Origin of the sequence: Klebsiella planticola (genome assembly GCF_000783935.2) — a bacterium.
Lineage (GTDB): Bacteria > Pseudomonadota > Gammaproteobacteria > Enterobacterales > Enterobacteriaceae > Klebsiella > Klebsiella planticola.
In genome coordinates this window covers 4,289,867-4,312,493 of sequence record NZ_CP026047.1, presented here as the reverse complement: position 1 = coordinate 4,312,493, position 22,627 = coordinate 4,289,867, and the positions used below count along the sequence as shown (strand labels likewise).

The following is a 22,627-nucleotide window of genomic DNA, read 5'->3' as shown; positions in this document are numbered from 1 at the left end:
CGCCCTGCCTGCTCCACGCGGTCTCGTCGCCCGATACACTCGGAAAACCGCAGAACGCCGCACAACGAGGTTTTCCCATGACAACAACCTGCAACTTATATACCCAAGGCCAGTGGCATGATGCTGAAGGCCAGGCCACCTTTACCCGTGCCAATCCGCTCAGCGAACAGCCCGCGTCCATCGCATCGGCGGCAAGCCTGGCCGATGCCCGACGCAGCGTCGAAGCCGCCGCTGCCGCCTTCCCGCAATGGCGCGATACGCCCCCCGCCGAACGTCGTCGCCTGCTGCTGGAGGCGGCGGAGCAAATGCAGCATCGTGAAGCAAAATTCATCGCCGCCATGTCAGCTGAGACGGGCGCGACGGCGCACTGGGCGGGTTTTAACGTTCATCTTGCCGCCGACATTTTGCGTGAGGCCGCCGCCCTCACCACCCAGATCGAAGGGCAGATTATTCCGTCGAATGTACCGGGCAATCTGGCCATGGCCGTGCGTCAGGGGGCTGGGGTGGTACTGGGGATGGCGCCGTGGAATGCGCCGCTGATCCTCGCCACGCGCGCGATTGCGACACCGTTAGCCTGCGGGAATACGGTGATCCTGAAAGGGGCGGAGATGTCGCCCGCCAGTCAGGCGCTGATTATTGATGCGCTGGCTGCGGCGGGATTACCGGACGGTGTCGTGAACTATCTCACCTGCGCGCCGGCGGATGCGCCCGCGCTGGTGGAGTCGCTTATCGCCCATCCGGCAGTGCGCCGCGTCAACTTTACCGGCTCCACGCCGGTCGGACGCATTATCGCCCGCACCTGCGGAGAGCACCTGAAACCGGCAGTGCTTGAACTGGGCGGCAAAGCGCCGCTGCTGGTCCTCGACGATGCCGATCTCGAACAAGCGGCGGCCGGCGCCCTCTTTGGCGCATTCGCTAACGCCGGGCAGATCTGTATGTCGACCGAGCGCATTATCGTCGACCAATCAATAGCCGACGCCTTTATCGCTCTGCTCAGTCGCCGCGCGGCAACCTTGCCCGCCGGGCTGATGGGGCCGGTTGTCGATATGAAGACCGTCACACGCTGCAATGAGTTGATTGACGACGCGCTGGCCAAAGGGGCCCGGCTGTTAACCGGTGGTAAAGCCGACACCACCCAGATGCGCGCCACCCTGCTTGATGGAGTGACCCGCAGCATGCGGATATGGCAGGAGGAATCCTTTGGCCCGGTAAAAGCCATTATCCGGGTGCAGGGTGAGCAGGAAGCGCTGACGGTAGCCAACGAAAGCGAATACGGGCTCTCCTCGGCGGTATACAGTCGCGACACCGCCCGGGCGTGGAATGTAGCCCAGAGATTGCAAACCGGCATTTGCCACATTAATGGCCCCACCGTGCACGATGAAGCGCAAATGCCGTTTGGCGGCTGCAAAGCTTCCGGCTACGGACGCTTCGGCGGCCGCGCAGCTATTGCCGAGTTTACCGAACTACGCTGGATAACGCTGCAGACCAGTCCGCGCGAACTGCCGTTTTAACCCCCGGTTCTGCCGGTTAGCCCGTTCTCCTAACCGGTTTAAACCGCGCCAGTGAGCAGCCGTTGTGCGAAAGGCTGACCGCGGAACGGTCGCAATGCCATTGCGACCGCACGCCACGGCGAAAGGTTGCGGGTCCCTAACCAGCGCATCTCCTGCCAACCGGGCAGAAAAGTCGTTCCCGCTGAACGCCAGCGTCTACGCACGCCACGGCTGGCGGTTCCGGCCTCCGCGCGGTCGGGCAAACTAATCACCCCGGCGATATTTCGCCGTCCGCCTGAGCACGGCTGAAGAATTGCGCCATACAATCGGCCAGGGCAACGGGATTCTCCCAGGCCATAGAGTGGCCCGCATCCGGCACCACCAGCAGCGGAATACCGGCGGCGACAACATCGTCAGCCTCCTGAGCAGGAAGCGACAGTTCACCATAAATCAGCGCCTTGCGGCAGGATAATTGCTGAAAGCGCGCGAACCAGGACGGCGACACCCCATCAACCAGGCTGCTGGCCCCTCGCCATACCGCCCAGGGTGCGCTGTTTTGCAGACACCCGGCCCAGGGAGAGGTTTCCGCTGCCAGCAGATCGGCAAAGCCGCGCGCCACAAACCCGGCTTCCGGTTGGGCGGCGATAGCCCGACTGTACATGCCACCACCGGCATAAAGATTGGGTTCGGAGACCAGCAGAGCCTGGACCCGGCGGCCCAGAAGCTCAGCCGCTTCAATAGCAATACTGCCGCCCATGCTGTGCCCGAACAGTGAGCAGCGAGTCAGTTGCAGACTGTCAAGCAGCTCCACAACAACCCGCGCCTGTTCAGCGGTGCCGTAACCAAAGGATCCAGGCTTGTCGCTATAGCCAAAGCCTGGCAGGTCGATCAGCAGGGCCCGCTGACCGGAAAAAGCCGGATCGGTCACCACGCCTGGATAATCATAAGAGGATGCACAACCCAACCCGTGAATAAAGACCACCGGGTCGCCGTGCCCTGGGAAATCAAACCAGCGCACGGTCGCGCCAGCGAATGAGGAAAAATAGCTCTTCATAAGGTTACCCCGCCAACAGTTACTGTATTTTTATACAGTAACATTATGACGGTTGCCATCGCTTTATGCTGTCAGAATAACGAGACCAGCAGCGCCATCGGAAAGCTAAACGGCCAGGTGGCGCCAATCAACAGTGCGGCCAGCAGGCGAATCAACCGGCTTTCTTTTGTCAGAAACCAGCTAATGATCGCACAAATACATCCCATAACTGCATAAAAAACCAGCATTTTCTGGTATAAGGTCATTCTTCTTCCTTCCCTGATAAGCCTCATTATGATACGGAGATGAGCGGCACCAGGAGTGCGACACAGTCCGCAAAATCACACAATGAATAGCGCGCTTAATCAGCGGAAAACAGCCAATTCATCCTTGTCTGATAGCACTTCCTTTCGCCTCGTACTATACCTGTAGAGGCTTACTCATAAAGGTGGCGTTATGGATGTTTCCAGCAAAACCGTAATTCTGATTAATGTCGGCGTAGCTTTCGCGCTTATCAGCCTGTTATCTGTTCGTTTTGGTTGGTTTTACTGATTTTATTCAGCAAAGAAACCTAAAAAAGCAGCCTCTGCGGGCTGCTTTTTTACGCTTTAATCGCGACGGTTTTATCCGCGCGGGTCTGAGCCTGAAGCTCGGCATTAGCCTTTATATATTCAGGGTTATAGTCAGGCAGCAGATTAATTTTTTCATTATCCCATTCAGCCGCTGCGCAGATGGACTCGCTGACCCCCTGCTGTTCACAAAGGCTAATATGCCGGGCAGGTAAATTGCCATACACCATTGCCGTGGCGCAGGCCACTGACAGAAAAAAAGCTATTTTTTTCAAAACAAGATCAACGTCAAAGTAACAAATTATGACAAATGTTCGCATGAGCCTGCCTGTAAAGTCAAACCTCAAACATCCTTTTACCCCCTGGCCGCCGCGGCCGGACAGTGTTTTTTAACATTTGATCTACACAATGTAGTAGAACAAGTAGTAGAACAAAATGTAGTGGAACCCAAAGAGGCCTCTGTCGATCCCCTTTCATTCTCCAGCGTCCATCTCTGCAGCTTACTGGACAATATGAACAATTTGTCCTCATTGCCTCCATGAAAGTAATCTGCTCGGGTGAAATTAAAAGGGAATAACTGTCTGATGTCTTACATGACGTCGCGAAAGGTTCGACGAATAATAAAAATAGTGTATAAGAACAAACCTAAAAAACATCATAAATCATACGGTAAATTAATGAAGGATAATAAAAAAATCTCCGGAAATTGACTAAAAATGCGGAAGAACTTACACAATCCGTTCAAGAAAACCAGTAAACAAAACACCACAACACACTGTTTTATAACAAATAAACAAATCAACCCTCTATTTTCAACACTGACTGACAATGCACTTATCAGTAAATATCATTTGCGTTCTCATCTTTTAGAAATTACATTCTTAATTGCATATTTTGACCTTTTTTGCTTTTACTCATTTATTTTGGGGTGGTACATGTCTGGAATTATTGTGCTTATTGTGGCACTGCTATTGCTGGTAATTGCAGCGTATAATCTGGTTTCTTACATTCGCGATCGTCGTCAGTCTGGTTTACCGACAAAAAAATCAAAGCGATAGCTCGACGCGCGCGTGACAACATCCTGCGGATACGCCAGAAAACATTATACTCACTGCGACTTCATACGTAACAAATAACAACACAGTTCATGCGGGAAATAGAACATTCCGGCATCTCTACGTCCCTCTCTAACCTATTGTGCCGACGTTATAGCCGCCAACAAAAAACCCCTGTATTGAATACAGGGGTTTTATTGTGGATTGCCGCAGCGATGGAAATGTTATCTGATGAGTTTTCTGTCTGTCCGCGCTGAAAGGCAGATTACACGCCCCACCCGGCGCTTATCTCCGGCACTCATTGGCTTAGCTCTTGAAGGGGCATAAGAATCCTCTCATATTTCACTGCTTCTGTTTTAGCAATAACTGCCATTGTGACTATTAGCAAGCTAATGCACGCAGAGAGTGACTATCCCGGCCGTAACAAGCTCACGATCGCCCAGGCATAGCCTCATACTTATAGCCGGCCCCTGAAGGTTGCCCCATTCGCAGCAGCAGGCATAAAAAAGGCCGCCCCGGCGACCTTTATCTTTCACATCAGCTTGATCCTGACGTCGTATCCGTCAAGACCCGACATGGTTTCGTGAGCAACAAACTCAATTTCAGAGACTTCTTGCCCCGTTTTCTTGCGCAGTTCTGCAACCTTTTTGCTAATCAGCGCCGAGATCTCTTCTTCAGCTTTACGAGTCAGCTCTTCGCTTTTCATTGGTCAACTCTCCTTGAATTTCACGATGTCGTTTAGCGTAAGGGTTGTCCCGCGTTAGCCGAAAGCCAACCCTAATCCATTATAAACAATAGGTTATATTCATTGAAGCTGTTTTTTGTCATCGGTTGTTAGTGATATCGAGCCCCGTATCACAACGCCATTTTTTAAGCATAGTACGCCCACCCTGCAGAGGAAAGGACATGGCGGCCAGGTCGTTTTTCCGCTTGAAGAGCCCCCCGGATTTGTCCAGGCCTTTGGCATAGATAGTCCCTTCGGCATCGGTAAAATTGCCTGCGGCATAGGCGCTCATGTGCCTGCCCTCCAGGGCATTGATGCAAATTGCTGCCATGTCGTGTCAATTCGACGCACTCCCTGCCGAATACTATTCCACGCCATCAGATACCGCCTACAGAACGGCGATGTATTGCGATAAACAGGGATACTGAGAGCCATGTTCCGGCTTTGCTACTGTATTTTCTTTAACTGCACGCGAAAATACGCAATATTTAGCAGCAGATCGGCGGAGAGTATTTCATCAGCCCCCTTCAGATTGTCACTATAAGGAAGAATGAATAATGGCGAGGACTTATTATCTCGGTTGTGTTCTGCTGCTGGCCTCCTCATCCGCCAGTGCGGGATGCTGGGTTATTGAAAACTTGCGGGGTTCTGGCGCCTATGAGTACAACCAATTTGCCATTAAAAACGATGGTTTCGCCGAGAAAGTAGTGGTGGTAAATATTGATAAAAAATCCCCTTCCGTGACCGACAGCATCATGAACTACACCGTGTTAAGCCCAACGGCCATGACCGGAACCTATGCCACGGAGCTGGGGCTGACTATCCAGACATGGCAAATTTCCACCGATGAGACCAAAGCGATGATGACGATTAACCGAACCAACAAAAATAACGTCTTACAGGATGCCGTCGCATCTTTTATCGGCGATGTTAAAGCCAGATGTGACCATTAATCTCTCCTGTTGCTGCGCTCCTTGGACAATTCAGGCAGCCATAGCGCGGCGACGATCTCCGAACGGCACCTTCGCCGTTCACGGTTCAGCGGCTTCCCCATCATGGCGGCAACAGACATTCGGCTTCTGTCGGCATTTAATGTTTTATCATCATGGTCTCTCACCTCCGTTTATCGCCGGGTGCGGTGTGTTATAACTAAGTACCCCCGGAAAGCAGGGCCACGGAAAAGTCTAAAACATAACTTTGGAGAGTGTTGACAGGTGCACGCGATAAGAAAGTTCAGTCTGATTTGGTGTATTAGTTTAACCGGTTGTGTTGTCGCCGATATGGATTCAAGTAACTATGACTATTTTCCATATGTTCAGACGTTCCAGAATCCGCAGACGATGGGCCATACTAACGTGCAAAAACGCCGAAATGATTTGTACGAGTGCGGCGTGGACAGAAAGTTTTCGCTCAATTCATGGGATAACAAATTCATTCGTAACGGTGTGCCGCCCGGTGAAACAATAGCAGAGCACGACGCCAGAACTAAAAAAATCGAGGACTGTATGAAGTCAAAAGGATATGTACTTCTGGATTTCTCGGAATGCGGACCACGAAAAAAACCGAGCGGTTTGTGTAATTAGCGCTGGTTCGATAAAGTCAGGCCCCGGACTGGATTAACAACCACGCCGCTGATGGTGTGGATTATGAGCCCGTCACCAGCTCAGGTCATTGTCTGGCGGAAGATGGAGGCGTCGCTCCCCTACCATTACCAGCGCCACCGGGTTCAAACACCGGAAAGCGCATGAGTCTCGACATACATTTGCATGCCGGGCAATAAACGCCGGGGCAAACCCACGTTTTATCACCTACCAGTACACCTCTGCACAAATGGTTTTCAGCGTTTACGGGAAAGGGATATGCGCCCAAAGTGGCGATCAGATTGCCCTGTTGAACAGTCATGCTGACCTCAATGTCCCACAAATGCCCCATAAAAAAGTGGCTGGAATATAAAAACAATTTATTACAGCCACTTAACATCACATCAATGCTTTATCATCACATGACGCACGACGGTGTAGTCTTCCAGGCCGTACATCGACATATCCTTACCATAGCCGGAAAGTTTCTGCCCACCGTGCGGCATCTCGCTGACCAGCATAAAGTGCGTATTGACCCAGGTACAGCCGTACTGCAGACGCGCGCTCAGACGATGAGCCCTGCCCACATCGCGAGTCCATACCGACGAAGCCAGGCCGTACTGCGAGTCGTTGGCCCATGCCAGCACCTGATCTTCATCGCTGAACGACGTCACGCTGACCACCGGGCCAAACACCTCACGCTGAACAATATCATCCTCTTGCTTTGCGCCAGCCAGCAGCGTCGGCTGATAGAAATATCCCTTGCCAGCCACCTGACTTCCTCCGGTCACCACCTGGATATGCGGTAACGCGCGTGCAGCTTCAACCGCTGCGCTGACCCGCTCCAGATGCGCCTGCGAACTCAGCGGCCCCAGTTCAGTGGCGGGATCGTCCGGCTGGCCAATTTTCAGCGTAGCCACGGCCGCGCCCAGTTTCTCCACCAGCCGATCGTAGATCCCCTGCTGGGCATAAATGCGACAGGCAGCGGTACAATCCTGCCCGGCATTATAAAAACCGAAGGTTCTCACCCCTTCCACCACGGCATCGATATCCGCATCGTCAAACACGATCACCGGCGCTTTGCCGCCCAGTTCCATATGCGTGCGTTTTATCGATGAAGCCGTATGGCCGATAATATGGGCGCCGGTGGCAATCGACCCGGTGAGCGACACCATGCGCACTTTCGGATGGCCGGTCAGCGGATCGCCCACGGTTTTACCTCGGCCAAACAGCACGTTCAGCACGCCGGCAGGGAGAATCTCTCTGGCCAGCTCAGCCAGCTTCAGCGCCGTCAGCGGCGTAATCTCTGACGGCTTGATGACCACGCAGTTGCCGGCCGCCAGCGCCGGCGCCAGCTTCCACGCCGCCATCATTAACGGATAGTTCCACGGCGCGATAGAGGCCACCACGCCAACCGGATCCCGGCGAATCATCGAGGTGTGCCCCTCCAGGTATTCGCCCGCCGCCATGCCCGGCAGACAGCGTACCGCGCCGGCAAAGAAGCGGAACACATCGGCGACGGCGGGCAGCTCATCGTTCATCACGCAGTGCAGCGGTTTGCCGCAGTTTAAGGACTCCAGCTTCGCCAGCGCTTCAGCGTGGTCGGTAATCGCCTCCGCCAGCTTTAACAGAGAGTCCGCGCGGGTTTTCGGCGTCGTCTGGCTCCAGCTGACAAAGGCCCGATCCGCTGCCTCAACCGCCGCGTTGACCTGGGCCTCCGTGGCTTCCGCAATCTCCAGAATGACCTCACCATTAGCAGGATTGAATACTGGCACCATTTCGCCTTCACCCGCCACTAACTCACCGTTAATCAAAAGGTTATGTTGCATAGCATTATCCTGTAGAAATAAATTATTTACTGTTTTCAGCGCTCATGTCGCTATCACGGGTAAGCCACCAGGCACCCAAAATGGGTATCGTCGTCACCAGCATCACCAGCAACGCGACCACGTTGGTCACCGGTACATCGCGCGGGCGCCCCAGCTGATTCAACAACCACAGCGGCAAGGTCCGCTCATGTCCGGCGGTAAACGTCGTAACGATAATTTCATCAAACGATAACGCGAACGCCAGCATTCCTCCCGCCAGCAGCGCCGATCCCAGATTCGGCAGCAACACATAGCGAAAGGTCTGCCAGCCCGTTGCGCCTAAATCCATTGATGCCTCCACCAGACTCCACGACGTCCGGCGAAAACGGGCGATGACATTATTGAACACCACCACCACGCAAAACGTGGCATGCCCCACGACGATAGTGAGCAGGCCAGGTTCCAGATTAATCGCCTTAAAGGCCGTCAACAGCGCAAGTCCGGTAATAATCCCCGGCAGCGCGATCGGCAACAGCAGCAGTAACGACACGGCGTTTTTGCCAAAAAACGTACTGCGCCATAATGCGCCTGCAGCCAACGTGCCAAGTACCAGCGCAATCGCCGTCGACATCGCGGCGATTTTAAGTGACAACGTCACGGCTTCGATAATATCGCTGCGCCCTGCCGCCTCGCTGAACCAGCGGAGCGTCAGCCCCTGAGGTGGAAAGCTAAAGGCGGCATCTTCGGTATTGAACGCATACAGCGCGATAATCAGCAGCGGAAAATGGAGGAAAATCACTCCGCCCCAGGTGGCGACTTTGAGGAACAGCGGTGCCCGTTCAGAGTGCATCGAACGCTCCCAGGCGCTTCACGAACGCCAGATAGAGGGCAATCAGCACAATCGGTACCAGGGTAAATGCGGCTGCCATCGGCATGTTGCCGATCGCCCCCTGCTGGGAATAGACCATATTGCCAATAAAGAAGCCGGGCGGCCCCACCAGCTGCGGAACGATAAAGTCCCCCAGCGTCAGGGAGAAGGTAAAAATCGACCCGGCGGCAATGCCAGGGATCGCCAGCGGCAGAACCACGTAGCGGAACGTCTGCCGCGGGCGGGCGCCAAGATCGGCGGAAGCCTGAAGCAGCGAAGGCGGCAAGCGTTCCAGCGCCGCCTGTACCGGCAGGATCATAAACGGCAGCCAGATATAGACGAACACCAGAAAACGGCCGAGGCCTGAGGTCGACAGCGTATTTCCGCCGACCGCCGGAATCGTCAGTACCAGGTTCAACCCCCCCTCCAGCCCGAGATGCCCGAGAAACCATTGCGCCACGCCATCTTTCGCCAGCAGTAACGTCCAGGCGTAGGCCTTCACGATATAGCTCGCCCACATGGGCAGCATGACGGCAATATAGAAGAATGCTTTCATTTTGCCGCGGGTATAGCGAGCCATATACCACGACATCGGCAAAGCCAGCACCGCGCTGGCAATCGTCACCGACAGCGCCATCACCAGCGTGCGGACAATGATGTCGTAGTTCGCCGGATTAAACAGCGCTTTAAGGTTAGCGAGCGTCAGATCCGTGGTGACCGACATGGTGAAATCATCAAAGGTATAGACGCTTTGCCACAGTAAAGTCAGCAGCGATCCCAGATAGACAATGCCGAACCACATTAACGGACCCAGCAGGAGTAAGAACAGGCCCAGCGATGGCCTGCGCCAGAAGAGTCCGGACAGACGCCCGGACGGCGCGCGTGGAATGACCATCGTCATCTCAGCCCCCTTGTTCCAAAGGCACCATCGCCGAACGTGACCACGAAGCCAGCACCGTTTGTCCGGTCTGCGGCGCGCTGGATGCCATCCCGCCATCGCTGTTCGCCTGGCTGACCAGCAGCTTGTCGCCATTCGCCAGCTTCAGTTCGATACGCGTTGCGGCCCCCTGGTACTGAACCGCCTGCACCACGCCCTGAACCTGCACTTCTCCGCCGCTGTTCAGGCGAATATGTTCCGGTCGCAGTGACCAGACCCCGCGCATCCCGCACAGGCGGGCGGCAAGATCGCTATCAAATACGTTGGCGGTACCGACGAAGCCGGCGACAAACGCGGTTTTAGGACGCAGATAGAGATCGTGCGGGGCATCGACCTGCTCGATACGCCCGTTATTAAAGACCGCCACCCGGTCGGACATCGACAGCGCTTCGCCCTGGTCGTGAGTGACGAAGATAAAGGTGATCCCCAGCGTCTGCTGGAGCTTTTTTAGTTCGACCTGCATCTGCTCGCGCAGCTTTAGGTCCAGCGCCCCGAGCGGCTCATCAAGCAGCAGCACCCGCGGTTCATTCACCAGCGCACGGGCAATCGCCACTCGCTGCCGCTGTCCGCCGGAGAGCTGCGACGGTTTGCGGGTGTGCACAAAGCCGAGGGCCACCTTTTCCAGCGCCTCCTGCGCGCGAAAATGGCGCTCCTTTTTACCGACGCCTTTGACCATCAGCCCGTAGGCAACGTTATCGAGGATCGACATATGCGGAAACAGCGCATAGTCCTGAAAGACGGTATTCACGTCGCGCTGCCACGGCGGCAGCTCACTGGCCTTGTGCCCGTAAATTGAAATCGCCCCGCCGGAGAGCTGCTCAAATCCGGCGATTAGCCGCAGGCAGGTGGTTTTGCCGGAGCCGGACGGCCCCAGCATGGAGAAAAACTCGCCATCACGGATCCCCATGTTGACGCCGTCCACTGCGCGAACGTCACCATAGAAACGTGAGACGTTGTGAAACTCTACCGCGTACGTCATGTTCTGCCTCCGGCCGATTACCGGCCGCCCATAATCGCGATATAGTCCTGTGTCCAGCGGCTGTAAGGTACGTATTTACCCCCTTCGGCTACCGGCGTTTTCCAGAATGCAATTTTAGAGAACTCGTTGTAGCCATTGGTTTCGCAACCTTTGTCACCCAGTAGCGCGCTCGCCTTACAGCCTTGCGGTACCACCGGCAACGAGCCGAACCACGCCGCCACGTCGCCCTGTACCTTCGGCGTCAGCGACCAGTTCATCCATTTATAGGCGCACACCGGATGTCTGGCGTCGCTATGTAACATCGTGGTATCCGCCCAGCCGGTCACCCCCTCTTTCGGGAAGACGGTGGCAACCGGCTGGCCGTCGGCTTTTAAGCCGTTGGCCTGGTATGGCCACGCGCTCGAGGCCACCACGCCTTCGTTTTTGAAGTCGCTCATCTGAACGGTGGTGTCATGCCAGTAGCGGTGGATTAACCCATGCTGAGCGCGCAGCACCTTCAGCACCGCCTGATACTGTGCTTCGGTCAACTGGTAGGGATCGGTGATACCCAGCTGCGGCTGGGTGGCTTTCACGAACAGCGCCGCATCGGCAATATAGATAGGCCCGTCGTAGGCCTGGACGCGCCCTTGATTACTTTTACCATCGGAGAGTTTTTGCTCGACAAAGACCACGTTCCAGCTGTCTGGCGGCGTCGGGAATATTTTGGTGTTGTACATCAGCAGGTTTGGTCCCCACTGGTACGGGGTGCCGTAAACTTTACCGCCGACGTTAAACCAGGCGCCTTTTTCAACGCGGGGGTCGAGGGTAGACCAGTTGCTAATCAGGGCCGTATTAATGGGCTGCACCCGCTTGCCCATAATTAAGCGCAAGGAGGCGTCACCCGAGGCGGTGACCAGATCGTACCCTCCTTTCGCCATCAGGCTGACCATCTCATCGGAAGTGGCGGCCGTTTTCACATTCACCTGACATCCGCTCTCTTTTTCAAACTGGGTGACCCAGTCATAATTTTTATCCGTCTGGCCACGCTCGATATAGCCCGGCCAGGCGATAATATCGAGCCGGCCTTCTCCTTTATCCAGCGAAGCGGGCGGTTCAGCGGCCTGCGCGGTCAGGATCGCCATACCCAGCGCACAGAGGCTGCCACGGGCAATTTTTTTGCTCATCGGGTGTTACTCCTGTCACAATAAAATTAGCGGCAGCCGTGCCGTAAAAATATCTCCCTTAATAACCATAGACGGCGCACTTACGCCCCCCGGAGAAATTTATTCAGGTTGTGACAAGGGGCGCATTCCACAAAAATCGATGAATACCTGGCAACAATATGGATTATAGACAAGGAGTTAGAGGCAGGATACGACTATGCGTATTTCATATGACCACGGCCGGTAAAATATTAACCGGCCGGGCTTGATAATAATATTTAGTTATTTCATCAGCGGCTGTTTAGCCGTATAAAAAATCAGATCTTCAGCTCAGCTGCTCACGAATAAGTTCGCCGAGTCGTTTAACCCCTTGTTCTTCTCTTTCTCCCCAGCCCCACGCGGTATTAAAGCGGAAAAAAGAGGTCCAGCTGGCGGTGGTAGAAAACATTTTCCCGGGGGCAATACTGATGTTATCGCGCAATGCCCTGGCGCTCAGCTCTCCGGCATCAGCCCCTTCCGGCAGTTCGAGCCACAAAAAGTAGCCGCTGTCGCTGTGATGGATTTTCACCTCGGCGGGCAGATGGCGCAGCAGCGCCTGCCAGGCCTGCTGTTTACGCTCAGCCAGCTGGCGACGCAGGCGGCGGAGATGGGCGTCATAGCGCCGGGTAGAGAGGTAATCGACCAGCGCCATCTGCATCGGCGAACTGGTGGAGAGCGTGCTCATTAACTGCAGCTGCTGAATACGTCGGGCATGTTTACCGGCCGCCACCCAGCCGATTCGAAAACCGGGCACCAGGCATTTTGAGAACGAACTGCAGTGCAGCGTCATCTCCTGCCGGTCCCAGAATTTGGCGGGGAGCGGTTTTTCGCGGCCAAAATAGAGTTCGCTGTAGACATCATCTTCAATCAGCACCACGTTATAGCGCGCCAGCAGATCCACCAGCTGCGCCTTTTTCGCCGCACTCAGCGTAAAGCCGAGCGGATTCTGTCCGTTGGTCATCAGCCAGCAGGCCTTAACCGGGTAACTCTGCAAGGCCTGCTCCAGCGCGGCTAAATCAATCCCCTCTTTGACATCCGTCGCCACCGACAGCGCTTTCAACCGCAGCCTTTCCAGCGCCTGCAGCGCGCCGTAAAAACAGGGGTTTTCCACCACCACCCAGTCTCCTGGCTCCGTCACCGCCTGCAGGCTGAGATTCAGCGCTTCCAGGGCACCCGCGGTAATAACGATTTCGTCCGGCGAGATATTCATCCCCTGCAGCGCGTAGCGCCGGGCAATCGCGTGGCGCAGCTCATCATTGCCTGGCGGCAGATTCTCAATGACGCTCATGGCGGTCGCAGTTTTGCTCACCTGCGCCAGCGATCGATTAAGCTGCTGGAGCGGAAACAGTCGCGGGTCGGGAAATGCCGAGGCGAAGGGCAGCATCGAAGCCCGGCGGCTGGCCTGCAGCACCTCAAAAATGTAGGTGTTGATATCCACCGCTTCATCACGGGTCACCTGCGCAGGCGGTGGCGGCTGGCGGAGTCTGACCGGTTTTGGCGCCACGTAGTAGCCGGACTGCGGGCGGGCAATAATTCGGCCCTGACTTTCCAGCAGCTGGTAGGCATGGCTGACGGTCATAAAACTCATCCCGCTGCTAACTACCTGCTCGCGTAGCGAAGGCAGCCGATCGCCGGGTTGCCAGACGCCGAGCGCAATCTGTTCGGTCAACTGCTGCGCAAGCTGCTGATACTTTTTCATGAGGAGTCTCGCGGTTCAGGTTTGCGCCTATAGTATATCAGCAATGAAAAAATAGCCGTTTATAAAAACTGTTATAGCTCTGGTCGCGCCGATTTCTGGTCCCGACGCTATCGACACTGGCTATTTTTTAGATCTTATGCTTAACAAATGAGTTACATGTCACAAATTGCACGTAAAGCTTTCCCGGCGCTTTGACACCCGCCATTCACCGCTCTAGAGTTCAGCCTACAGATTTTAGATTAGAGACTATCTGTCATTCATTAAGATGGTCTCTCATTGCCTTTCCTGTATGTAGCGGCCTTCTTTCGAATATTTGCAAAGGGGACCGCTATGTCTGTTCATAAAAATACAAGCAAAAAAAATATTCGCGGCATTGACGATATAATTCAGTTTATCGATGCACAGCCGAATATTACAGGTAAAGCCGGCATTATCTGGTGGCTGGCACTCGGCGGGTTATTTTTAGACGCCTTCTCTAATTCAGCATTAAGCGCCGGGCTCAATCCGATGACCCGGGATTTACAGCTAAGCGCTACGGACGTGGCGATGCTGACCTCTTTTTCTTCATGGATTGCCATTATTTTTAATCCCGTCGGCGGCTGGATCGCCGACCGCTGGGGGCGGGTCACGCCGCTGATTGCGGCAAAAATATGTGCCGTTCTCGGTGCCCTTCTCGTCACTTTCTCCCATGATTTCAATTTGATACTTACCGGCCGATTCTTTGTGGGCATAGCCTACGGCATGGATTTCGCGGTGGCGATGGCGCTGCTCGCGGAGTTTACCCCGGCGCGCTTTAAAAGCCGGCTCAATACCTGGCAAGGAGTCTGGTATGTCGCCGTCTGCTTAAATATGGCACTGGCGTTGTTATTTTATTCATGGCAGGTCGGCGATACTATCTGGCGCTATTCGGTGGCCGCAACTGCGCTTTGCGGAATAATCATTTTGCTGCTGCAAATACGTTATCTGGTTGAAAGTCCGGTGTGGTTAGCGCGTAAATCGCGCCTGCCTGATGCGGTCACAGCGATGCAAAAAATATATGGCGATCGTTTTATTCTCGCCCCCACCAGCGAACAAAAACCGATAATTGGCCAGGCGCAAAAAGGGATTAAAAACGTTTTGCTTATTTTTCGCGGTGTCTATTTACCTCGTACAATTCTGGCATCGACGGTACAGATCTGTCAGTCGATTCAATATTTCGGCGTGGGCTGGTATCTCCCGGTCATCAGCGCCAGTCTGTTCGGTAAAAACTTTGTCTACGCAACGCTTGGTTCACTATTTTTTAACATATTCGGTATTGTCGGCGGTTTTCTGTCACCGGAGATCGGTCGTCGTCTCGGTCTGCGCCGCTCCTCCGCTATCGGCTTCGCCATCGCTTTTCTGGTCCTGCTCACTCTCGGTTTGTTCAGCGACGGCATGCCGCTGTGGGTATCGCTGATGGTACCGGCTCTGTTTATTCTGTTTCATTCCGGCGGTCCGGGCGCCAACGGTAAGAGTCTGTCTTCTCTCTCCTTTCGCAGCGAATTACGCGCCGGAGCCAACGGCATCGTCGGCGCGTTAGGGGCGATTGGCGCTGCCATCGGTCTGTTTGTTTTCCCCATCTTTCGTGAAATGTACGGGCTACAGTCGACTTTTTTGATCATGTCGGCCGTCCCGCTTTGCGCCAGCATCGTCTGCTTCGTTATCTCCTGGGATCCGACGCGCACCACGATCCAACCGGATAACGAACCTGGCGCGCCGCAATTTGCCCCCCCATCCCATCCCATCCCCCCCTGCAGCCTGTCGCGCAGGAAACAGGCCGAGGCACAAAATGAATGCACCGCAAAACGTTATTCTGTCGATTGATGAAGGTACTTCCGGCACCCGCGCGGCGGTCGTCGGCCAGGACGGACAGGTTCACTGTCTGGAATATCACCCGCTTCGAGTCATCAGCCCACGTCACGGCGTGGTGGAACAAGATGCCAACGAGATCCTGACTATGACGCTGGCGGTATGTCGCAAGACCATCGCCAAGGCGCAAAGCCGCAACATGCGCATTCAGGCACTTGCTATCGCCACCCAGCGCTCCACCGCCGTACTCTGGGATCGCGAGAGCGGCCAGGCGCTGGTACCGGCGATGGTCTGGCAAGATGCTCGCTATGCCCGGACACTGGCGGACAAAGCCGGCGAATGGGACCAACCGTTGCTGAATCACACCGGCCGTCCGGTGGGGATTCGCTCGCCGTACCTGTGGGCCGCCCGCCATATTGCCGACACCCCGGCGATCGCAGCGGCGCACCGGGCCGGACGCCTGATGTTTGGGACCATCGATAGCTGGCTGCTCTGGCATCTCACCGAGGAGCGGCGCTGTCTGTCAACGCCGACCAATGCCACCTCGGCCGGCGCCTATCAGCTACGGGATCACCGTTACTACGCCCCGTGGCTGGCAGAGCTGGCCTTCCCGAGCGGACTGTTACCCACTCTGGTCGATGATGGGGAGATACTCGGCACCACGCAAAAATCGTTGCTCGGCATCGCCGTGCCGGTACTGGCCTGCATGGGCGATCAGTTTGCCGGCGCCGTCGGTCTGGGCTGCATCGCGCGCGGTCAATCCTTGTGTATGCACGGCACCGGCAGTTTTGTCGATCTGCTGGTTGGCGACCAGCTCCCGGCACTGCACGAGGCCGGTGAAAGCACGCTGGTGATGACCGCCAGACGCCAGCATGGGAAATCCCACTATTCCGTCGAAACCTTCGTCCCCACCAGCGGATCCGCCCTTAACTGGGTATGTGAAAATCTGGGTTGGTTCGACACCCCGGAGCAGATCAGCGATCTGGCAGCGCAAACCGCCAGCGCTGGCGGCGTAAGCTTTATTCCGGCGCTAACCGGGCTTCGGGTTCCGGTGCTGCAACCGCAGGCCCGCGCCTCGCTCAACGGTATTTCCATCTCCAGCACCCGCGCGCAGATAGCCCGGGCGATTCTCGAAGGCATCGCCCATTCGGTGGCCGCCTGCATTCGCGCCAACGAACAGGCCACCGGCCTCAGCGTCAGTGAACTGGTGGTGGGTGGTGGAATGTCCAACAGCGACACCCTGATGCAAATTCAGGCCGATCTGAGCGGCATTCCGGTTCTCAGAATGGCCGAAACGGCGCGCGCCAGCCTGCGAGGAGCCGCGTTTCTCGCCGGTTCCGGCGGTCTGCTCTGGGACTCATTACACGCGGCCTGTCAGACCGTGCAGGTCGCCCGTCGATTTATGCCATCCATAGATGGTGAATGCCGCCGGCAGCAGCGAACCCTCTGGGAGAGCCGTATCGCCCAGGAGCTGGCTACGGCCGCCACCCCATCCCATAATCAGGAGTAAAGGCGTTGATGAAGTTTTTTCCGTCCCGTAAAGCCAACAAAGCGCGCAGCGAGATGTTCGACACCGCTCCGCTGCGCCTGCAGCGCGAAGAACAGCTGGACCGGCTGGCCAGCGATACCTTTGATATTTTGATCGTCGGCGGCGGCGTCACCGGTGCCTACACCGCGCTGGACGCCAGCCTGCGTGGCTATCGCGTGGCGCTGGTGGAAAAGAACGACTTTGCCTCCGGCACCTCGTCCAAATCATCAAAAATGGTCCACGGCGGCCTGCGCTATATCGAACAGGGGAATTTAGGGCTGGTGCGCCACTCGCTGCTTGAGCGTCAGCGTCTGCGCCGCAATGCCCGCCATCTGGTTCAGCGCCTGCCGTTTATGTTTCCGGTGCTGGATAAAAACGGCATTTTCGACAAACGCATGGCCTCCGCCTTTGAGAGCCTGCTGTGGACTTACGATCTGGCCGGCGGCTGGCGAGAAGGCATTCTGCACCAGAAACTCACGCCGGCGGAGGTGCTCTCCCACTGCCCGACGCTTAATGAAGAACAGCTTTCCGGCGGATTTATGTACTTTGACGCCAGAGTCGATGACGCCAGGCTGACGCTGGCCCTGGTACGCACCGCCGCATTTCACGGGGCGACGGTGGTGAACCATGCTCAGGTGATCGCCACGACCCGCGATGGTCATGGCAAAGTGAACGGCGTGCGGATCCTGGCCGACGAGCATGAGCTCGCGGTCAAAGCCCGGGTGGTGATTATGGCCACCGGCGTGTGGCTGCGCGACTGGGACGGGCAGAAAAAAGGCGCCTCGTCGGCACTACAAATCCGTCCGGCAAAAGGCGTCCATGTCGCGATTCCGTGGCTTAAAATTCGCAATGACTGCACGGTCACCATCCCCGTCGCCGGGCGCAAACGCCGCGCTACCATTACCCGCTGGGGCAATGTCTCCTATCTGGGTACCACCGATGAAGATTATGACGGTGACCTGGACGATGTGTGCTGCACCCGGGAAGAGCTGGATTTTCTGCTGGATGGTGCCAATTCCGCGCTCAAAACCCAGCTCACCGCGCAGGATGTGGTGGGCAGTATTGCCGGTTGCCGCCCGCTGATAGGCAGCCCCGGCGGAAAAACCGTGGAACTGAAGCGCAATCACGAAATTAACGTCGCGCCGGACGGCCTGATTACGATTGTCGGCGGCAAACTGACAACATCCCGGCATATGGCGGAGCAGACCGTCGATACGGCCGCGAAACTGCTGGGACGCAAACGCGCCTGCTCCACCAAAAACGCCTTTTTACTTGGGGCCGCTGGCTACGATCCGCAGGCAATTCTCGCTTCCGGCGGGCTCTCTGCCCATCTCGGTGAGCGTTATGGCGCCGAAGCCCATTTTGTCAGCGACCTCATCCACGCCAACCCGGGGTTAGACACGCCGATTATTGCCGGTCTGCCTTACACCGAAGCCGAAGTGGTTTACGCCATTCGCCATGAGCTGGCCGGCAGCGTCGACGACATTTTGTCACGTCGCTTACGCGCCCGGCTGATGGCGCGGGATGCCTCGGCCGCCGCCGCCGACCGCGTCGGCGAACTCTTACAGCAGGAACTCAACCTGGCCCCGGCAGTCGTTGCGCAGCAAATTGCCGCCTACCGGGCCGCCGTTAAACATGAAAAATCCATCCTTATGGGGAGCGCAGAATGATCAGTAAAGAAGCGATTAAGCGTGGTTATAACCGCGGCAATTATCTTGTCGGCGTCCACACGCCACCGGGCTGGGCCGCACAAAGTCAGGTCGAGGGCCGCGGGCACAGCCTGCAACGTGACCCTGTCACTGTGAGTGAAAGCATTGTTGACCAGCTGCGTAGCGTAGCTAACGAGGTGCTCACCGCCCGTCATGATGTCTTGAACTGGACCCGCGACTGGTGGGCTGGCTCGATGATCGCCGAGACCGATGGCAACCCGGCGACCCCAATTGCGGTTATCGTCCGCGTCTCCCGCGTCGAGCAGGTTCAGGAGGTGGTCAGAATCGCCCATCGCCACCATCTGCCGCTAACGGTTTCCGCCGGACGCAGCAACGTTACCGGCGCCGCGTTGCCGGTGCGCGGCGGCATTGTGCTCGACGTCTGTGACCTCAACCAACTGCTGACGTTTGACCCGGACAGCCAGATTGTTGAGGTAGAAGCCGGGATGTTTGGCGATATCTTCGAACAAACCATTCAGCAGGAGTACGGCATGACGATGGGCCACTGGCCCTCCTCGTTTGGCATCAGCACGGTGGGCGGATGGGTCGCCTGTCGCGGCGCCGGTCAACTGTCGACCCGCTACGGGAAAATTGAAGATATGGTCTACGGCATGGATGTGGTGCTGGCTGATGGACGCTTAATTACCGTCGGCGGTGCGCCGCGCAGCGCCACCGGACCGGACATTCAGCAGCTGTTTATCGGCTCTGAGGGGACGCTGGGCGTCATTGTGCGCGTACGCCTGAAACTGCATCGCCTGCCGGAGTATGGCCGCGCCATCGCCTGGGGTTTCACCAGCTTTGCCGACGGCCTCGAAGCCTGCCGGCAGATCCTCCAGCACGGCGCAACCCCCGCTGCCCTGCGGCTGTACGATAACCTCGAAAGCGGCGTGCAGTTCTCCTTACCGGATACCAACGTTCTGTTGATTGCCGATGAGGGCGAAAAGGAGCTGGTAGACGCGGTGATGGCCATCTCGGCGCGCGTCTGTGAGCAATGCCAGGGACAGCCGCTGGAGAGCGATCCGATATTTGAGCGCTGGCTGGATACCCGCTATCTCACCGGGAAAAGCGCCGAAGGGTTTGCCCGCAGCCCAGGCCTGGTGGCCGATACCCTGGAGATGGTTGGCCGCTGGCGAGATCTGGCCACTCTCTATGAGGAGGTCGTCGCCGCCATTAACGCCGTCCCGGGTACCCTCGCCGGCTCCGCCCATCAGTCTCACGCCTATGTCGACGGCGCCTGTCTGTACTTTTCGCTGCGCGGAGATGTTGCCGTGAAGGAGCGAGCGGCCTGGTATCGCGCTGCCTGGGACGCGGCAAACGCGGTGCTGATTCGCCATAACGCGTCTCTCAGCCATCATCATGGCGTAGGTTTATTACGTTCGCCCTATATGCAGGCCGCCTTAGGCGAAACGCTGAATGTGATGGCGGAGATCAAAGCTGCACTCGATCCACACCGTATTCTCAATCCGGGGAAACTGGGGTTGAGCGATGAATACGTTTCGCGCCCGGCAGGTCAACAATGATCAAAAACCTCGGCACGCAGCTGGCGTGCCACCCGATGATTATGGCGATCTACGGCATCGACCAGTTAAAAGTGGCGCTCACCAGTCGGGCGCAGGTCTGCATTATTGCCAATATCGATCTGATTAAACTCCAGCCGGTGATTACCCTGCTGGCCAAGGCAGACAAGTATGTGATCGTCAATATCGACAGCTGCAACGGCTTGTCGCAGGATAAAGGCGGGATCGACTATATTGCCGAAACCGGCGCCATGGGGCTGCTCTCTACGCGCCTGCAGACCGTGCAGCGGGCAAAAAAAAGCGGACTGGTAACGATGCAAAAGATCTTTGTCACCGATCGTTCGACCTGGCTTCGCAGCCTGCATGCGCTGGAGCAGAGCGAGCCCGATTACGTGCAGCTGATGCCGGCCCCGATGCTCGCCATGTTGCCGCAGGCCGATCGCCAGCGCCTGCCGCCCATTGTCGCATCCGGGTTTGTCAGTAATGAAGCGCAAATCCGCGCGGCGCTTGCCAGCGGCGCGACGGCGGTCTCCAGCAGCGATAGTGCGCTGTGGAATCTGCCCCTTTCAACGAAATAACGCGGAGCTTTCTATGGGAAATCAGCAGTTACAGGTCATCGCCCACTACTACACTCGTCCGGATGAGATTGAGCACGTGGCAACCGCATTGCACGCCCTCGCAGCAGCCACGCGTCAGGAGACGGACAATCTCTCCTATGCCTTCTTTCAGTCCCGGGAAGATCGTCGGCACTTCGTGATCCTCGAGCGTTATCGCCACGCAGGCGGGCTCGATGCGCACCGGGCGACCCCGCATTTTCAACACCTGGGCCTCGAAGTGATAGCCCCGTTGCTGGATAAAAAAGAGGTGGAGAGCTTTTTAGTTCCGCAGACAGACAACGACAGATAAGGAGTCAGTATGCCCCCATCAGGAAAGGCCTTCACCTTCACCACCGTCGGGACCGTTCTCGTCGAATGGCAAGGTGCGACGCGACTGGGCGAAATCGTCCAGCGCTACTTTCAGGCCAGGCGAATCTTACTGGTCACCGACCCCGGCCTGGTGAGCGCCGGTGTGCTGGCACCGGTGGAGGACGCATTGCGCCGCAGCGGCTATACGGTAACCCGATTCGACCGGGTCGTCGCCGACCCGCCCGCCGAGTTGGCCCTGCGTGCGGCGGAACAGGCCCGTGAGGCACGCTGCGACATGGTCATTGGGATCGGCGGCGGCTCCTCGCTGGATGTGGCGAAAATGGCCGCCGTGCTCGCGCCGTCGCAGCAGCCGCTCGAGGCGATGTACGGCATAGATAAGGTCGAAGGGACGCGTCTGCCGCTGATGCAAATCCCGACGACGGCCGGAACCGGGTCCGAAGTGACCAACATCGCGATTCTCACCACCGGTGAAAACAGCAAAATGGGCGTTGTGGCCCCGCAACTGTATTGCGATGTGGTCCTGCTGGATGCCCACCTGACGCTCGGCTTACCCCCGGTGCATACCGCGGCCGCCGCAATTGATGCGATGGTCCATGCCATCGAAGCCTATACTAGCGCCCATAAAAAAAATCCGCTATCGGATGCGCTGGCCCGCGAAGCGCTGCGGTTGATGACTCGTCATCTGCTCAACGCTTGTCGCCACGGGCAGGATCGCGAGGCGCGCGAAGGGGTGCTACTCGGGGCGATGCTGGCAGGTCAGGCCTTTGCCAACGCGCCGGTGGCAGCCGTTCATGCGCTCGCCTATCCACTTGGCGGACGCTATCACGTGCCCCACGGCCTCTCAAACGCCCTGATGCTGATCCCCGTTTTGCATTTCAATGCTCCCGTAGCGGGGGCGCTGTATGCAGAACTTGCGGCGGCTATCGGTCTACAGACCGGTGGCGATGTGCAACGGGATAGCGCGGCATTCATTGCCGAAATGACCCGTCTTATCGTTGCCAGCGGCGCGCCGCAGCGCTTGCGAGATGTCGGAGTTGATAAAGCTCAACTGCCGCTGCTCGCCCGGGATGCCATGCTGCAAACCCGGCTGTTGGTGAATAACCCGGTGACGGTCAACGAGGGCGACGCGCTGCGGCTTTATCAACAGGCCTTTTAAGACCGTTCGCGCCGCGGATTGACTCAAGCGCAACGCGGCGC

Annotated in this window: 22 protein-coding genes; 11 read left to right on the top strand and 11 right to left on the bottom strand. The window is 56.8% G+C overall.

What is annotated here, in order from left to right:
- Positions 1-77: 77 nt before the first annotated feature.
- On the top strand, positions 78-1,511 hold the full coding sequence (locus MC50_RS20665; RefSeq protein WP_047664850.1) for an aldehyde dehydrogenase: 1,434 nt from the start codon (positions 78-80) through the stop codon (positions 1,509-1,511).
- A gap of 247 nt (positions 1,512-1,758) precedes the next feature.
- On the opposite strand, the gene MC50_RS20660 is transcribed toward MC50_RS20665, so the two are convergent.
- A complete protein-coding gene (locus MC50_RS20660) occupies positions 1,759-2,544 on the bottom strand; it encodes an alpha/beta fold hydrolase (RefSeq protein WP_032696283.1) in 786 nt (261 codons plus the stop codon).
- 71 nt (positions 2,545-2,615) lie between these two features.
- Positions 2,616-2,789 (bottom strand): GhoT/OrtT family toxin, encoded by a 174-nt coding sequence (locus MC50_RS20655; protein WP_004861568.1) that lies wholly within the window; start codon positions 2,787-2,789, stop codon positions 2,616-2,618.
- Between the two features lie 190 nt (positions 2,790-2,979).
- Here MC50_RS20655 and yncL point away from each other — a divergent pair, with 190 nt between their 5' ends.
- Positions 2,980-3,075, top strand: coding sequence for a stress response membrane protein YncL (gene yncL, locus MC50_RS20650; protein WP_064610873.1), 96 nt, complete (start codon positions 2,980-2,982; stop codon positions 3,073-3,075).
- 49 nt (positions 3,076-3,124) lie between these two features.
- Here the strand turns inward: yncL and MC50_RS20645 are convergent, their stop codons facing one another.
- Complete coding sequence (locus tag MC50_RS20645; RefSeq protein WP_050460915.1) at positions 3,125-3,412, bottom strand: hypothetical protein; 288 nt, start codon at positions 3,410-3,412, stop codon at positions 3,125-3,127.
- A 396-nt stretch (positions 3,413-3,808) separates the two neighbouring features.
- Here MC50_RS20645 and MC50_RS29290 point away from each other — a divergent pair, with 396 nt between their 5' ends.
- On the top strand, positions 3,809-4,150 hold the full coding sequence (locus MC50_RS29290; protein WP_072010688.1) for a small membrane protein: 342 nt from the start codon (positions 3,809-3,811) through the stop codon (positions 4,148-4,150).
- Positions 4,151-4,679: 529 nt separating this feature from the next.
- On the opposite strand, the gene MC50_RS20635 is transcribed toward MC50_RS29290, so the two are convergent.
- Positions 4,680-4,853 carry a GnsA/GnsB family addiction module toxin gene (locus tag MC50_RS20635; RefSeq protein WP_032687879.1) on the bottom strand — a complete coding sequence of 58 codons (174 nt, stop codon included), beginning with the start codon at positions 4,851-4,853 and terminating at the stop codon, positions 4,680-4,682.
- 118 nt (positions 4,854-4,971) lie between these two features.
- Positions 4,972-5,163 carry a hypothetical protein gene (locus MC50_RS20630; protein WP_190306309.1) on the bottom strand — a complete coding sequence of 64 codons (192 nt, stop codon included), beginning with the start codon at positions 5,161-5,163 and terminating at the stop codon, positions 4,972-4,974.
- Positions 5,164-5,428: 265 nt separating this feature from the next.
- On the opposite strand from MC50_RS20630, the gene MC50_RS20625 reads away from it, so the two are divergent.
- Complete coding sequence (locus tag MC50_RS20625; protein ID WP_032699977.1) at positions 5,429-5,824, top strand: hypothetical protein; 396 nt, start codon at positions 5,429-5,431, stop codon at positions 5,822-5,824.
- A 1,031-nt stretch (positions 5,825-6,855) separates the two neighbouring features.
- On the opposite strand, the gene patD is transcribed toward MC50_RS20625, so the two are convergent.
- The 6 genes from patD to MC50_RS20590 form a co-directional block, all read right to left on the bottom strand.
- Entirely contained in the window at positions 6,856-8,280 is a 1,425-nt protein-coding gene (gene patD, locus MC50_RS20615; protein WP_032687881.1) for an aminobutyraldehyde dehydrogenase, read from the bottom strand.
- Between the two features lie 22 nt (positions 8,281-8,302).
- Positions 8,303-9,109, bottom strand: a complete 807-nt coding sequence (locus MC50_RS20610; protein WP_047664849.1) for an ABC transporter permease — start codon at positions 9,107-9,109, stop codon at positions 8,303-8,305.
- A complete protein-coding gene (locus MC50_RS20605; RefSeq protein WP_102990892.1) occupies positions 9,099-10,028 on the bottom strand; it encodes an ABC transporter permease in 930 nt (309 codons plus the stop codon). Before MC50_RS20605 ends, MC50_RS20610 begins: the two co-directional genes overlap by 11 nt.
- 1 nt (position 10,029) lies before the next feature.
- Complete coding sequence (locus MC50_RS20600; protein WP_047664848.1) at positions 10,030-11,043, bottom strand: ABC transporter ATP-binding protein; 1,014 nt, start codon at positions 11,041-11,043, stop codon at positions 10,030-10,032.
- A 17-nt stretch (positions 11,044-11,060) separates the two neighbouring features.
- Complete coding sequence (gene ydcS, locus MC50_RS20595; RefSeq protein WP_032699980.1) at positions 11,061-12,206, bottom strand: putative ABC transporter substrate-binding protein YdcS; 1,146 nt, start codon at positions 12,204-12,206, stop codon at positions 11,061-11,063.
- A 304-nt stretch (positions 12,207-12,510) separates the two neighbouring features.
- A complete protein-coding gene (locus MC50_RS20590; RefSeq protein WP_032687886.1) occupies positions 12,511-13,923 on the bottom strand; it encodes an aminotransferase-like domain-containing protein in 1,413 nt (470 codons plus the stop codon).
- Between the two features lie 330 nt (positions 13,924-14,253).
- On the opposite strand from MC50_RS20590, the gene MC50_RS20585 reads away from it, so the two are divergent.
- From MC50_RS20585 to MC50_RS20555, 7 genes are read left to right on the top strand one after another with little or no spacing between them, the layout of a single operon-like run.
- Entirely contained in the window at positions 14,254-15,765 is a 1,512-nt protein-coding gene (locus MC50_RS20585) for an MFS transporter (protein ID WP_223306623.1), read from the top strand.
- Positions 15,731-17,260 (top strand): FGGY family carbohydrate kinase, encoded by a 1,530-nt coding sequence (locus MC50_RS20580; protein ID WP_032696287.1) that lies wholly within the window; start codon positions 15,731-15,733, stop codon positions 17,258-17,260. The genes MC50_RS20585 and MC50_RS20580 overlap by 35 nt, the downstream gene beginning before the upstream one ends.
- 8 nt (positions 17,261-17,268) lie before the next feature.
- On the top strand, positions 17,269-18,948 hold the full coding sequence (locus MC50_RS20575) for a glycerol-3-phosphate dehydrogenase/oxidase (protein WP_046852577.1): 1,680 nt from the start codon (positions 17,269-17,271) through the stop codon (positions 18,946-18,948).
- Positions 18,945-20,507: an FAD-binding oxidoreductase gene (locus MC50_RS20570; RefSeq protein WP_032687891.1), complete on the top strand. Its 1,563-nt coding sequence runs from the start codon at positions 18,945-18,947 to the stop codon at positions 20,505-20,507. Before MC50_RS20575 ends, MC50_RS20570 begins: the two co-directional genes overlap by 4 nt.
- Positions 20,504-21,082 carry a glycerol-3-phosphate responsive antiterminator gene (locus MC50_RS20565; protein WP_032687892.1) on the top strand — a complete coding sequence of 193 codons (579 nt, stop codon included), beginning with the start codon at positions 20,504-20,506 and terminating at the stop codon, positions 21,080-21,082. The genes MC50_RS20570 and MC50_RS20565 overlap by 4 nt, the downstream gene beginning before the upstream one ends.
- 13 nt (positions 21,083-21,095) lie before the next feature.
- Positions 21,096-21,410 (top strand): putative quinol monooxygenase, encoded by a 315-nt coding sequence (locus MC50_RS20560; protein WP_032687893.1) that lies wholly within the window; start codon positions 21,096-21,098, stop codon positions 21,408-21,410.
- Positions 21,411-21,419: 9 nt separating this feature from the next.
- On the top strand, positions 21,420-22,586 hold the full coding sequence (locus MC50_RS20555; protein WP_047664847.1) for an iron-containing alcohol dehydrogenase: 1,167 nt from the start codon (positions 21,420-21,422) through the stop codon (positions 22,584-22,586).
- The last annotated feature ends 41 nt before the right edge of the window (positions 22,587-22,627 follow it).